The organism is Treponema sp. UBA6852 (genome assembly GCA_002449305.1).
Classification (GTDB): domain Bacteria; phylum Spirochaetota; class Spirochaetia; order Treponematales; family Treponemataceae; genus Treponema_D.
Window position 1 is genome coordinate 15,929 of sequence record DKDI01000001.1, and the last position, 13,743, is coordinate 29,671.

Genomic DNA, 13,743 nt, shown 5'->3' on the forward strand with positions numbered 1-13,743 from the left:
ATGAATTATCAAATCGAACTTGAAAAAATTCTTTCATCGCTAGAAAAAAATGTTCCGCCAGAAAACAGGCCAAAACTTTTGCTTCATGGTTGCTGCGCGCCTTGCTCATCTTATGTTTTGGAATTTCTTTCTTCATTTTTTGACATAACAATTTTGTATTACAATCCAAATATTTTTCCACAAGAAGAATATAAAAGGCGGCTTGAAGAACTAAAAAATTTTCTTCCTGAATTTTTTCCGGCAAAAGAAAATTTTGTAAAGCTCATGGAAGATTGTTATATTCCACAGGAATTCTATGACGCAATAAAAATCAAGGAAAATCCAGAGCTTGCCACAGAGCCAGAAAAAGGAGAACGCTGCAGAAGATGCTATAAATTCAGGTTAAAGCGCGCTTTTGAATTTGCGCAAAAAAACGGCTTTGATTATTTTTGCACAACACTTTCAATAAGCCCGTTCAAGGATTCAGAAAAAATAAATCAAATTGGAAAAGAACTTTCTGAATGCGCAAACGGAAAACCAAAGTGGCTTTTTTCTGACTTTAAAAAGAAAGGTGGATTTCTTAGAAGCCTTGAGCTTAGCAAGGAATTTTCACTTTACCGGCAGCAATATTGCGGCTGCATTTTTTCCGCAGAAAATTCTAGCAAGACTCACGGACAACAAGAGAAGACGGAAGCATAATTTTAAGCGCGCATTCATCTTTTCCTGCCGTTCCAGAAACAATCATTTTAACAGCCTGCTCGCCCATTGCTTTTTTCTGCACATTCATCGTGGTCAAAGGCGGACACGTATATTCTGAAATTTCAATATTGTCTATGCTGATTATCGCAACATCATTCGGAACTGAAATATTTTTTTTGCTTAAGCCGCGAAGAACTCCAATTGCAACTTCATCAGAGCCGCAAACAATTGCGCGTGGAAATTTTTTATCAGCCGGAAAAGAATCGATTGCCTTGAATCCGCCGCTCATGTCAAAAGTTTCAGCAATAAAAAAGTTGTCCCGTTTTGCATCAAGATTTTTTTCAGACAAAGCAAGCTGAACTCCATGCACACGGTCATCGTCCTCGCCAATATATCCAATTTCAGAAAAACCTTTTTGAATCAAATATTCTGTTGCCCGCTGCGCAGTTGCCTGTCTGTCAAACATAACGCTACTCAAGCCTTCATACTGAAATTCAATGCAGACAATTTTAGAAAGCCGCCCTTTTATTTTGTCGATGATTTTTTTATCTTCATCAGTTTTCAAGCACTGATCTGTTGCAACAAGAATCAGTCCGCCTATTTCCTCTTCGTGAATCAAACTGTTAAACAAAACCGGATTTTTTAGCTCATGGAAAAATCTTATAAAGCTCACCTGAAAATTCTGCTCATGCGCTTCAAGGTGAATTCCAGAAAGTATTTCCGCATAATACGGACGCAAAAAAGTTTCAGAAGCGCAAAGAACAACGCCAAGCTTATTCGCTGCAAAACCAACATCGCCTTGCTGCAAAGCCTGCGCCGCTTTGTTCGGTCTGTAGCCAAGTCTTTCTATCGCATCCAAAATTCTTTTGCGTGTTTCTGGAGCAACAGAACGGTCAGAGTTTCCGCTTATAACATAGCTTACCATGCTCCGTGTTACGCCGGCTTCTTTTGCGACATCGTTTTGAGTAACCGCAGATTTCATATTTACACCTTAAGGTTCGATTTTATACTGTCATTCCCATGCTACGACATGGGAATCTGCTATAAATTTACAATAGATTATTACCGGGTCAAGCCCGATAATGACAGCTAAATATTATAAACGACTTAAATGAATATTGGAAGCCTAAGTTTTTTGAATAGTTGAATTGCAAAGGCAAAATCGTTAGCATAAGACAACATAAGAGGTTTTCTATGAAGAAATATTTTTTTTTAGCAATTCTGGCGGGCACATCGGTTTTTGTTTCCGCGCAGACTTTTAAACTTTCCGGCCATGTCCGCTCTGGAATTTCAACTGCATTTGACGGCGCGAAAGGCGAAGACAATGACGACATCAATTCATTTTCCGCGGCAACTTGGACAAAGGGCGATTATTTTGGCGACGATGAATTTTCACGCATAAGGCTTGACGGAGAATTTATTGGAACAGAAAAAAAATTCGGAGCGAGCGTAAGATACCAGTACGCAGGTTCATTTGACAAAATCACTTTCAGCGAAAAACAGATAACTTATGCAAACGCCTGGGGAAAATTTGTTGACCAAAAACTTTTTGTTTCAGGCGGGAGAATAAAAGATATGTTTTTTACTTCAACCGGATTTGAGCAGTTCACGTTTATCACAAAAAAAACTGGCGGCTATGCAGTTTATTCAATCACTCCAGAATTGAAAGTTGGCGGCGCAATAGTTCAAGATTATTTGTATTCATATTCAAAAGGTGAAAAATTTTACCCAAGAAAAGACGGCTATGACAACGGAACAAAAGAATTCGGAAAAAACGCATTTATAGGCGGAATAAATTTTACAAAAGATTTCTTTAGTCTTAGGGGAGCAATTGCCGCAGCCGGAGCAGGATACGCAAATGTAAATTTGAAATTTGCAAACGGAATTAAATTCAGCGCGGAAGGAATTTATCAGAAGCAAAAAACACGGAACGAATTCAGAATGGGAAAAGCTGAAATTCAAAAAATGAAACCGGCCCAGTTTGTTTTTGTTGAAAACATTGAATACACAGGAATTGACAAACTGCTTTTGGGAATCGCAAGCTACCAGCATTTTAGAGATGAAACTTACACAGACAAAGACGGCAATACTTTGAATTTCTTTTCTATAATTCCGGCTGTAAAATACAACTTGCTAGACAACCTTTCATTAAGCGTTGAAAGCACAATCAGAATTTTTGACAGCCGCTACAAAGGAAACACAGACACTTATGCAAACATAATTCCTCGTGCTGACTTTGAAATTGCAAAAGGATTTATAGCAACTGTATACGGAGACATTTCCACAGACACTGACAGAAGAAAAAATTCCGTTGGGGCTGGCGTCTGCGTTGTATTCTAAAAAAATATCAGACTAAAACTGTCATTCCCGCACTTGATGCGGGAATCTAATATCATTTAAAAGATTGCCGGGTCTATGCCCGGCAATGACATTTTACACAATTAATGACTATAAGTTAGTATTCGATTTTTGTCATATCTGTAACTTCTTTGTTGTAGTCAACGCCGTCAACATCGAAGCCGTTTATAATCAAGAAGTCGTGGCGGATTCCTTCCAAGTCAACAAGCTCATTTACATTTTCTTCTGTAACAGCCGGCATAACTTTGTTTACTTCATCCTGAACTTTTGGATCCATTTCCCAGTCGTCCATGCGAATTCTGTTCTCTGAATCTACAGGAACTTTTCCGTCGGCAGTGTAAAGACGTTCAGCAAACAAACGCTCCATCTGCTCAATGCATCCTTCGTGAGTTCCCTGCTTCTTCATAATCTTGAAAAGAACTCCAAGATACTGCGTAATAATCGGGATAACTGAAGATGAACGTGTAATAAGTCCCTTGTTAACACTTACATAAGCAGCTCCGCCTTTTGCCTTAAGAGCGACATCAATATTGTGCGCACGTTTTTCCAAGTCCTTTTTTGCCTCGCCGATTGTTCCATCGCGGTAAATTGGATGAGAAAGAGAAGGTCCAATGTAAGAATAAGCCAAAGTGCGGCATCCGTCTGCAAGAACATCTGCTTCTGAAAGCTGCTTAATCCATCTTTCCCAGTCTTCACCACCCATTACTTTTACAGTGTTCGGAATTTCATCTCCTTCCGCTGGCTGTGTTGAAGCCTGAGTAATTTTCCCAGTCATCATATCAAGAGACGCTCCAGAATAAACCTGATTAATAGGCTTGATTACTGAACGGTACATTACTTTTGTATCTGGATCTGTGCGAACAGGACTTGCCAAAGAATAAATAACAAGGTCGGCTTTTGCACCCCAGTCTTTAAGTTGCTTTATAACTTCCGCGCGGCATTCATCGCTGTAAGCATCCGCATTGAAAGTCTTTGCTTTTAATCCGGCTTTTTCTGCTGCCTTGTCAAACGCCATGTTGTTGTACCAGCCAGGAGTTCCGCCTTTTACCTGTGTAGGCTGCTTTTCAAATGAAACTCCGATTGTGTCAGCTCCATATTCAAAAGCAGCTGTAATTCTGCTTGCAAGTCCGTAGCCTGTAGAACAACCAAGAACAAGAACAGTTTTTGGAGCTTTTCCGCCTTCCGCCAAAGTCTTAGTTCCGCGCTTGGCTTTTTGAGCTATAACATAATTAATCTGATTTTCAGTTTCTTTTGCGCAGCCAATTGGATGGGCATTAATACACATATTGCTGCGGATCATCGGTTTAATAATCATTTTAAAGTCTCCTGTAAAAAATATAGTTATAATTTTAAAGTCTATCTATTTTGACATTTTACGTCAATATGTCAAACCTTCTTGTCTTCTTGAAAAAATTTCAGCATTATGGCACTATTTTTTTGAAAGGCGTAAGCTAAAATCGAATTTTCTCCGAGGTATTAAATATGGAAAAGCACAGCAAAATTTTCAAACTTTCATTTTATTTTATTTTTTCCCTTGCAATTATTCAAGGAATTTTTGCAGCCCCGAAAGTTTCAGAAAGAAGACAAAAACTTATAACATATTCGCTTTCATTTGTAGGAACAAAATATGTTTACGGCGGAACAGATCCAGAAACAGGATTCGACTGCAGCGGCTTCATAGACTACGCAGCTAGAAACGGAGCAGGCATTCAACTTCCACGCACCGCAAATGAAATTTACAACAGCAGCCGCGTAATAAAAATAGATCCAAAGGAAAAAGAGCCAGGCGACTTGATGTTCTTTAAAAACGATCCGAACTCTGACCGCGTAACACATATCGGACTTTATTGCGGAGTTTACCGCGGACCAATTACTGAATTCAACGGAAAGCGCGTTTTCGTTTCGGCAGTAAGCGATGGACCAAAGACAGGCGTACAGCTTACATTGATTAGCGAGCGTTTCTGGAAAAACCACTTCTTTGGTTACGGAAGAATTCTTCCGCGCACAAAAAAAGTACAGGTTGCAAATAAAAAAGCGCAAACTACAAAAGTTCAAAAAAAGTAACATTTTCCGCAAAAAACTGTTTTCAATAATATGAAAAGAGCAAAATATATATGCGCAACCTTTTATCTTTTTACACTTCTTGCATTTACAGGCTGCGCATCTTTAATTCAAGTCAAAGCAGAAAAAAGCGGGATGCAGACTCTTGCTGCAAAAATTGATTTAGGCGAAGCAATTTCAAGCGCAATAAAAGAAGCATCTAGCGGACTAAGCGAAATTAATTCCAGCGGCGGACTTGATTCAAATAGCGAGCTTGTAATTTTCGATACAAAAAAAATAAAATCCGCGCTAGAAAATTCAGAATTTAAAAATGTAAAAATTTCATCTCCTGAATTTTCCAAGCTGAATATTTCTGGAACAGGAAACTTTTCTAGCTTTGCATTTCAAAATGAAAAATCATTAAAAATAAAATTCAGCCCGGAAAATATAAAAAAATTAGCCTCAACGCTTCCTGCTGAAACACAAAGTTTTTTTGACCTTCTTATGGCTCCGGTTTTTACAGGTGAAAAAATGACTGCCAGCGAATATGCAGATTTAATTGCAGTTGTCTACGGTGAAAATCTTGCGCAGGAACTAAAAAAATCCGCAGTGGAACTTTCGCTTGTTTCGCCTGCTGGAAAAACAAAACAATTTTCTATTCCACTTACGGATTTTCTGACTTTATCTGAAGAAAAAGTTTTATCTATAGATTTCTAAATTCCATTGTAATGAGTTCTAATTTTGTCCAAAACATAGTCTTCAAATTCCTTGAGAGCAAATGTCTTCTGCGGAATCTTGGATGAAAATCTAAAACGGCAAGTAACGGAATTTTCTCCCTGCTCTTTTTCTCCAACAACAAGAATATACGGAGTTCTGTGCTCAGTTGAAATATTCTTGATTTTATTTTTCATGTTGCTGTCATCTGTATAAGCATTTGCACGAATACCAAGCGACTTAAGTTCATCAGCAACTTTTTCAGCATAAGAATTGAATTCAAAAGCAACAGGAACAACCGCCACCTGCTCAAACGAAAGCCAAGCCGGGAAAACGCCAGCATAATTTTCAATCAAAATTCCAAGGAAACGTTCAAGAGAACCAAGAACTGCGCGATGGAGCATTACAGGATGATGCTTTTGATTGTCCGCGCCAATATATTCAGCGTTAAGACGTTCTGCGCTAGGAAGCTGATAGTCAAGCTGAATTGTTCCGCATTGCCACTGACGGCCAAGAGCATCTATAAGCGTAAACTCAAGCTTAGGTCCATAGAATGCGCCTTCGCCCGGCTGAATTTCGTATTCCATTCCCGCTGATTTGCAAGCCGCTGCCAAAGCTTTTTCTGCGTGCTGCCAAGTTTCCAAGTCGCCAACATGATCTTCTGGCATTGTAGAAAGCTTTACAAGAAGATTTTTGTCAAATCCAAAGTCTTTGTAAACATCAAGAAGCAAACGGCAGAATTTAGAAACTTCACTTTCAATCTGCTCTTCTGTGCAGATAATATGCGCATCATCCTGAACAAATCCGCGTACACGCATAATTCCATGCAAAGTTCCGCTCGGTTCATTTCGAACACAATGTCCGAATTCTGCAAGGCGCATTGGCAAATCTTTATAAGAGCGGACTCTTGAATTGAAAATTTCAAGTGCGCCAGGACAGTTCATGGGCTTGATTGCAAACATACGCTTTTCACTTTCAGTAACGAACATATTTTTCTGGTAGTGTCCCCAGTGTCCGGAACGTTCCCACAAAGTGCGAGGCATTATAGCCGGCGTATTTACTTCCATATAACCGTCTTTGCGGATTTTTTCGCGCATATAGTCTTGCAAAGTTACGTACATTGTCCAGCCATTCGGATGCCAGAAAATCTGACCTGGATCTTCCGGATCAAGATGGAACAAATCAAGCTGCACGCCAAGTTTGCGGTGATCACGTTTATCTGCCTCTTCAAGCATCGTAAGATAATCTTTTAAATCATTCGGCTTGTAAAAGCAAACTGCGTAAATGCGTGTAAGCATCGGACGTTTTACGTCTCCCCTCCAATAAGCTCCGGCAATGCTCATAAGTTTAAATGACTGCTGATTTATTTCCTTTGTATTCGCAACATGAGGACCGCGGCACAAGTCAAGGTATCCGTCCTGCTCATAAGTTGTTATAACTTCGCCTTCTGGAAGTTCCTTTATAAGTTCTTCTTTGTAAGGCTGATCTTTAAAAAGCTCGAGAGCTTCTGCCTTTGAAACTTCTTTGCGGACAAAATCGTGGTTGCCTGAAATAATTTTGCGCATTTCTTTTTCTATTGAAGCAAAATCTTCCGCGCAGACTTTGTGTCCTTCTGGAAAATCAAAATCGTAATAAAAGCCATTTTCTATTGCAGGACCGATTGCAATTTTTGTTCCCGGAAAAAGATTTAAAACTGCTTCTGCCATTACGTGCGCACAACTGTGGCGTATTGTCTGTAATTTTTCATCAACTGCCATTTTCAATTCCTCGAAATTCTATACTATTAACATCATAGATTATTCTTTTTTTATTTATATTTCAACAAGATGTCAAGCTATGTCTATTTTTTCTATATGAGCGCCAAGGGATTTTAAGCGTTCCACAAGATTTTCGTAGCCGCGCTCAATCTGATACACATTGCTAATCCGGCTTTCTCCACGAGCACAAAGAGCCGCAATAACCATAGCCATTCCAGCACGGACATCAGGAGAAACAAGATGCTCGCCATGAAGAGAACTTGGACCTGCGACAACAGCACGGTGAGGATCGCAAAGTGTAATGCGCGCGCCCATGCTTATAAGCTTGTCTACGAAGAACATTCGGCTTTCAAACATTTTCTCAAAAATCAAAACAGTTCCTTCAACTTGAGTGGCAACAACTGTCATAATCGAAGTCAAATCCGGCGGAAATCCAGGCCAAGGACTGTCATCAATTTTTGGAATCATTCCGCCTAAATCCGTGTTCACTTTCATTTCCTGATCTGCGGAAACTGTAAGAACGTCATCTTCAATATCCCAGCGGATTCCAAGTTTGTTAAAAGAAATCCGCAGCGGGCGTAAATCATTTATACGGACACCTTCAATTTTGATAGAGCCATGAGTAGCGGCGGCAAGTCCAATAAACGAGCCTATTTCCATAAAATCCGGACCAATTGAAAAATCGCAGCCCTTGAGTTTTTTAACTCCTTCAATCTTTAAAATATTTGAACCGACTCCTGAAATTTTTGCGCCCATCGCATTCAGCATATTGCACAAATCCTGAACGTGAGGCTCGCTAGCCGCATTTGTAATTTCTGTTGAACCTTCCGCAAGAACAGCCGCCATAACTGCATTTTCTGTAGCAGTAACAGAAGTTTCGTCAAGAAAAATATCAGAACCAACAAGTTTATTTGCGGTAAACTCAAATTTTCTGTCTATTGAAACACGCGCGCCAAGTTCTTCAAGCGCAAGAAAATGAGTATCAAGACGGCGGCGGCCAATAACGTCTCCACCAGGCGGTGGCATTATAGCTTTTCCAGTGCGGGCAAGCAAAGGACCTGCAAAAAGAATTGATGCGCGGATTTTTTTGCTAAGCTCAGGAGGAATGTCATTGCGCGATATTTCAGAAGCATTTATTTCCCACGCATTTTCAGAAAGCTTTTCAACTTTTGCGCCAAACGACTGCAAAATCAAAAGCATAACGCCTGTATCTTCAATTTCTGGAATATTTCGTAAAATAACTTTTTCACAAGTAAGCAAGGAAGCCGCAATGCAAGGGAGAGCTGCGTTTTTGTTTCCGCTTGCTTTTATAGTTCCCTTTATCGGAAAGCCGCCTTCTATTTTATATTCATACATAGCGCAATTATAAACAGATTTTGAATGAATTTCAATTTGGGCAAAAATATTATCTTAAAAAAATCAGTCGCAGCAACAAAGATGAACTAAAACTTCAACTGCTTTTACCATTTGGTCAAGGCTAGCCCATTCATTGCGTGAATGAAAATTGTGTCCGCCTGTAAAAATGTTCGGGCAAGGAATTCCCATTTCTGTAAGCCTAGAACCGTCAGTGCCGCCGCGGATTGGCGTAAAAATCGGCTCAATTCCACTTGCCTTATATGCTGAAATAAGCCTCTCTGCGACTTTTGGATTCTTGTCCAAATTTTCTTTCATGTTCAAATATTGCTGCGTGTGCAAAACTTCAGCCTTTCCGCCAAAAAGTTCAGAAACAGTTTTTGCAAGAAGCTCAACTGTAGATTTTCTTTTTTCCATTCCAACCGAAGAAAAATCACGAAGCAAAAGAGAAACCTTTGATTCTTCTATAGAACCTTCAATTGAAATTGGCGCAAAAAATCCTTGCCTGCCGTCTGTTGTTTCCGGGCGTTCACCAGCAGGAAGATTTGCAACAAAGGCGGAAGCCATGCTGATTGCATTTACCATTGTGCCGCGCGCTGTTCCAGTGTGGGTCGCGTTTCCCTTGAAAACAATGTCGCTCCTAAACGCATTAAAACATTCTGTTTCAAGTTCGCCGATATGTCCGCCGTCCACAGTGTAAGCGCACTTTGATTTTAAAAGCTCAAGCGGAACTTTATCCATGCCGTGTCCTGTTTCTTCATCTGGAGAAAAAATAACTTCGATTGCAGGATGCTTTAATTCCGGGTGGTTTAAAAGATATTCAAGACACGAAACAATTTCCGCAACGCCAGCTTTATCGTCCGCGCCAAGCAATGTTGTTCCGTCGCTAGTTATAATTGTCTCGCCATTTTTTGCAGCAAGAAAAAGAGCTGAATCTTTTTGCGGATCAAGCTCTGTGCCGCAAAGAACGATTTTTTCACCTGAGTAATTCTCGTGAATTTTTGGATTCACATTTTTTCCAGAAACTTCTTCTGAAGTATCTATGTGCGCAAGAAGGCAAATTGAAGGTTCCGAAGAGCCATTCGCAGGAAGAATTCCATAAGTATAGCAATGCGCCGTTGTCTGAACATTTTCAAGTCCAAGCGATTTTAGTTCAGAGCGCAAAACACAAGCCATTTCGTTCTGGCCGGAAGTGCTGGGCATAATTCCAGAATCTGCTTTTTGCGAATCGCTTTCGCTCCAAATTTTTACATATTTTAAGAAACGCTCAAGTAAAGAGCTTTTTATTTTTAATTTATCTTCCATAATAATTTTGATTATACAAGTTGCTTTTAAAAATTGCAATTTTTGCAAACAGCAACTTATCTGCTTTTCATTTTTTCCGAGCAAGCAAAGTTTTTTCAAGGAGCAAAAGAAGCTCCGGGTCATATTTGAATGAAACTTTCTTCAGTTCGTCCAACGCTTTTTTTCTGGACAAAGATTTTTTGTATCCGTCCTGCCTTACAAGAAAAACGTAATCTTCCGTCAAATGAATAAGACGCGCCACATAAGGAATTTCCTCTCCATTCAAGCCGTCTGGAAATCCTGTTCCATTTTGATTTTCGTGGTGAAAAAACGCCGCTTCCCAAAATACGCTTTTATATTCATAAGGAACAAAATCAAGCTGAAAAAGTCCTCTTGCAACATGCGTGCGCAAAAAAATTTCTTCCTTTCTGCTTAGAACTTCCGAATGAAAAAGCGACTGCTTGAATTCCAAATAACCAGCATCGTAAACCATTGCCGCCGCGTAAAAAAGAATCCGCTCCAAAGGCTCTTTATCTTTTAAAAGCCTGAATACAATCATGCTGACTTTTTTTGAATTTGATTTTCTGTTTGTATAAGAATCAATTACAGAACCAAGGACAACGCATTGCCTCACAAGATTAAAAAGTTTCTTCCTAAGCTCAGGCTCGATTTTTTCCAAGTCCTTTGAAACAGGAAGATTCTTTAAATACCTTTTTGCTGAAATTCTTCTTTTAAAATGAAGGGCAAGACCAAAAACAATAAAAGCAAACAACGCGCAGATAAAAATTAAAAAAGCAGATTTTGCTAAAAACAAAACAAGAGAGGCAGGAATTCCTGGAATCAGCTCCTGAATAAAAGGAATAATTTCTATCAGAACATCGTCATTTTCGTTCATTCAAAAGATTCTATCATGCGCAAAACGAATTTTCAACAAAACAAAAATGCCGCCCGCCTAGCAAAAATTTCACTGGGCAAGCAGCATTAAAAATTTCCTAATTGCAATCTGCTAAATTAGAAAGAATAGCCCCAAGAAAGCGGAATTGAAATAAATGAGTCTCCGTCGCAAGTTTCGTAGTTCAAGCCAGCAGAGAATGTGTGGTTTCCGAAAGTATATGCAACATTAGGATTTACACCGATTACCGATTCTGCTCCGTTTGAAGAATTGTCAAACAAGAATTTTCCTGTAACATCCGCGCTCAAAGATTCTGAAAGCTCGTAGCCTACACAAGCCGCAAAGTACATATCGTAGTCTGAACTTTTGTCATCTGTGTTGAAAAGTGTTTCCGCAGAAAAACTCAATGCGTCAAGAGAATATTCAACAGAAACATTGAAAAGGCTCTTTCCAAACACACCGAAATCTTCAGAAATGCTCAAGTCATCGATTTTGTTTTCATAATATTTTCCAACAACTTCATCGTCTTCTGTAATTTCACCTTCTGCCTTGCTATAAGAATATCCTACGCGGATTACAAAATCCTGTTCGGCAAGAGGCTTTAACATTGCGTAAACACCAAAGCCGCGGTTGTCGCTGTCTGCAACATTTGAAACTGCCGCTCCAACTGTAAACATTTCTTCAAAAGCATATTCTGCGCCGAATCCAATGTTAAGCTTTACAGTTTCATCATCTTCGTCTTTTCTAGTAAAATAATTTACGCCGTCATCGCCTTCGCCAAAAGGAACTGTAACAGCAATCTTAAGTCCTTCAATTGGTGTTGCAGCAACAGTGAATCCTTCTGAACCAAGATTTCCCAAAGCAACATTGTCATCATAAATCGGCAGGTAAGAACCTTCAAGCCAAACATCTTCATGGAAACCAAGAGCAATTTTTTCAACAGGGCGGTACTCAACGAACCAGCTTACATCGTCCCAAGCAAAGCCAAAGTTTTTGTCATTCCAGTCATCAAGAATAAAAGTAACATCAAGTTCTGCGTCTACTTTTTCTGAAGTGAAAGTAGCAACAACATTTTCTTCAAGTCCGGCGAAGTCTTTTGTTGTTTCATCTTCACCGCCATTGTAAACTTTTCCTTTTCTGATTGTTGCAACGTCAGAAGAAAGTTCGTTTGTGAATTCCACACTCTGTGCAAATGCGGAAACAGAAAGCAAAGCAGCTGCGGCAAAAGCAACAGCACCCTTAAAATTGATTTTCATAGATACTCCTCAAACAAAAGTTAACCAAGACTAAATATTGTTAGCTTAGTACAACTTTTATTTACAAGGACTAACTTAAACAAAATCAATTATTTTGTCAATCTGAATTTTCAATAAAATTACTTTTTCCAGCCGTCATATTTTTCGCATTCAAGAATTTTTTTTGCATTTGCCACACGCTCTGCGGAAGGACTTTCTGTGTCCTTTAAAACATAGTCAATTCCCATGTCCTTGTATTTCATTGCGCCAAGTCCGTGGTAAGGAAGAATTTCCACACGCTGAACATTCGAAAGTGTGCGGATAAAATCCCGTGTGCGCAAAAGATATTCATCGTTGTCTGTAATGCCCGGAACAAGAACATGGCGGATCCAGATTGGCTTTTTTATTTCGTCAAGATAGCGAAACATTTCAATTATATTTTTTCCAGTGCGGCCGGTAAGTTTTATGTGCTCTTCTTCATCAATGTGCTTAATGTCCATAAGAAGAATATCTGTAACTTCCATAAGCTTTTTGAATTTTTCAAACCATTCGCCTTCTTTTGTAAAAGGGCCGCCAGCAGTGTCAATGCAAGTATTAACGCCTTTCTCCTTTGCCTTCGTGAAAAGCTCAAGCAAAAAATCAAGCTGCATCAAAGGCTCGCCGCCTGAAACAGTGATTCCGCCTTTTGCGCCCCAATAAGATTTGCAGCTCAAAGCTTCATTCAAAAGCTCGTCCGCAGTGTAAAGCTTGCCTTTTGCCATGTCCCAAGTGTCCGGGTTGTGACAATATTTGCATCTTAAAGGGCAGCCTGAAAAAAAGATTATAAAACGAACGCCAGGTCCGTCCACAGAACCAAAAGATTCTAACTGATGAATATATCCCTGCATAAAAATTCCTTGCTGATAAAAAGTGTGTATTTACAAAATAATTTAACATTTCTTTTAGCAAAAAAAAAGCCCCGCAGGAATTCCTGTGGAGCTAAAAAATTTAATTAAAAAATGAAAGACTACTTACTGCTTAGAATATGTTTCGTAATCCCATTCAAGGTAAGTTTTACCACTCTCAGTTTTTATAACAGCGGTTCCTGTCTCGCCATCATCATAAGTAATTACAATTTCACCATCTTTTGTTGTGTCACCAGAATACTTTGCTGTTTCAGAGAAATCTCCTTCTTCATCAGAACCTTCGAGTTTTACAGTACCATTATCATAGAAAGTCAGTACTGCTTTGTAGCCATCCTCTGATATAGCCCAAGTTGTTACAACGCTTGGATCGTCGTCATCATCATCGTCATCTTTGCAGCCTACAAATGCAAGCGCAAGAACCATAGCTGCCAATACAGCTGAAATTTTAGCAAACTTTCTCATAAGTTCACTCCTTAAAAAATAGATTACGCTGAAAAAATTCAGCAGTCTCTATTGTACCCCCCCCC

General features: G+C 39.4%; 13 protein-coding genes. 4 read left to right on the forward strand and 9 right to left on the reverse strand.

From position 1 onward, the window contains the following. A complete protein-coding gene (locus B3209_RS00075; protein ID WP_296662610.1) occupies positions 1-678 on the forward strand; it encodes an epoxyqueuosine reductase QueH in 678 nt (225 codons plus the stop codon). Here the strand turns inward: B3209_RS00075 and B3209_RS00080 are convergent. After that, positions 638-1,660, reverse strand: coding sequence for a LacI family DNA-binding transcriptional regulator (locus B3209_RS00080; protein WP_295795435.1), 1,023 nt, complete (start codon positions 1,658-1,660; stop codon positions 638-640). The two genes, B3209_RS00075 and B3209_RS00080, sit on opposite strands and share 41 nt — an antisense overlap. Before the next feature lie 212 nt (positions 1,661-1,872). On the opposite strand from B3209_RS00080, the gene B3209_RS00085 reads away from it, so the two are divergent. Next, complete coding sequence (locus B3209_RS00085) at positions 1,873-3,018, forward strand: hypothetical protein (RefSeq protein WP_296662607.1); 1,146 nt, start codon at positions 1,873-1,875, stop codon at positions 3,016-3,018. A gap of 115 nt (positions 3,019-3,133) precedes the next feature. Here B3209_RS00085 and fabV read toward each other — a convergent pair whose 3' ends face one another. Continuing rightward, positions 3,134-4,351: an enoyl-ACP reductase FabV gene (gene fabV, locus B3209_RS00090; RefSeq protein ID WP_296662605.1), complete on the reverse strand. Its 1,218-nt coding sequence runs from the start codon at positions 4,349-4,351 to the stop codon at positions 3,134-3,136. A gap of 167 nt (positions 4,352-4,518) precedes the next feature. Here fabV and B3209_RS00095 point away from each other — a divergent pair, with 167 nt between their 5' ends. Further along, entirely contained in the window at positions 4,519-5,100 is a 582-nt protein-coding gene (locus B3209_RS00095) for a C40 family peptidase (RefSeq protein WP_296662602.1), read from the forward strand. A 30-nt stretch (positions 5,101-5,130) separates the two neighbouring features. Beyond that, positions 5,131-5,793, forward strand: a complete 663-nt coding sequence (locus B3209_RS00100) for a hypothetical protein (protein WP_296662599.1) — start codon at positions 5,131-5,133, stop codon at positions 5,791-5,793. Here the strand turns inward: B3209_RS00100 and thrS are convergent. From thrS to B3209_RS00135, 7 genes are all read right to left on the reverse strand, one after another. Then, positions 5,790-7,547 (reverse strand): threonine--tRNA ligase, encoded by a 1,758-nt coding sequence (gene thrS, locus B3209_RS00105; protein WP_296662597.1) that lies wholly within the window; start codon positions 7,545-7,547, stop codon positions 5,790-5,792. The two genes, B3209_RS00100 and thrS, sit on opposite strands and share 4 nt — an antisense overlap. Positions 7,548-7,619: 72 nt before the next feature. Beyond that, complete coding sequence (murA, locus tag B3209_RS00110) at positions 7,620-8,903, reverse strand: UDP-N-acetylglucosamine 1-carboxyvinyltransferase (RefSeq protein ID WP_296662594.1); 1,284 nt, start codon at positions 8,901-8,903, stop codon at positions 7,620-7,622. A gap of 63 nt (positions 8,904-8,966) precedes the next feature. Continuing rightward, entirely contained in the window at positions 8,967-10,205 is a 1,239-nt protein-coding gene (pepT, locus tag B3209_RS00115; protein WP_296662592.1) for a peptidase T, read from the reverse strand. Between the two features lie 67 nt (positions 10,206-10,272). After that, complete coding sequence (locus tag B3209_RS00120) at positions 10,273-11,079, reverse strand: HD-GYP domain-containing protein (RefSeq protein WP_296662589.1); 807 nt, start codon at positions 11,077-11,079, stop codon at positions 10,273-10,275. Between the two features lie 116 nt (positions 11,080-11,195). Further along, a complete protein-coding gene (locus B3209_RS00125) occupies positions 11,196-12,332 on the reverse strand; it encodes a hypothetical protein (RefSeq protein ID WP_296662587.1) in 1,137 nt (378 codons plus the stop codon). Between the two features lie 119 nt (positions 12,333-12,451). After that, positions 12,452-13,198 (reverse strand): pyruvate formate-lyase-activating protein, encoded by a 747-nt coding sequence (pflA, locus tag B3209_RS00130; RefSeq protein ID WP_295795456.1) that lies wholly within the window; start codon positions 13,196-13,198, stop codon positions 12,452-12,454. A gap of 123 nt (positions 13,199-13,321) precedes the next feature. Beyond that, on the reverse strand, positions 13,322-13,678 hold the full coding sequence (locus B3209_RS00135) for a hypothetical protein (protein ID WP_296662584.1): 357 nt from the start codon (positions 13,676-13,678) through the stop codon (positions 13,322-13,324). Positions 13,679-13,743: the final 65 nt, after the last annotated feature.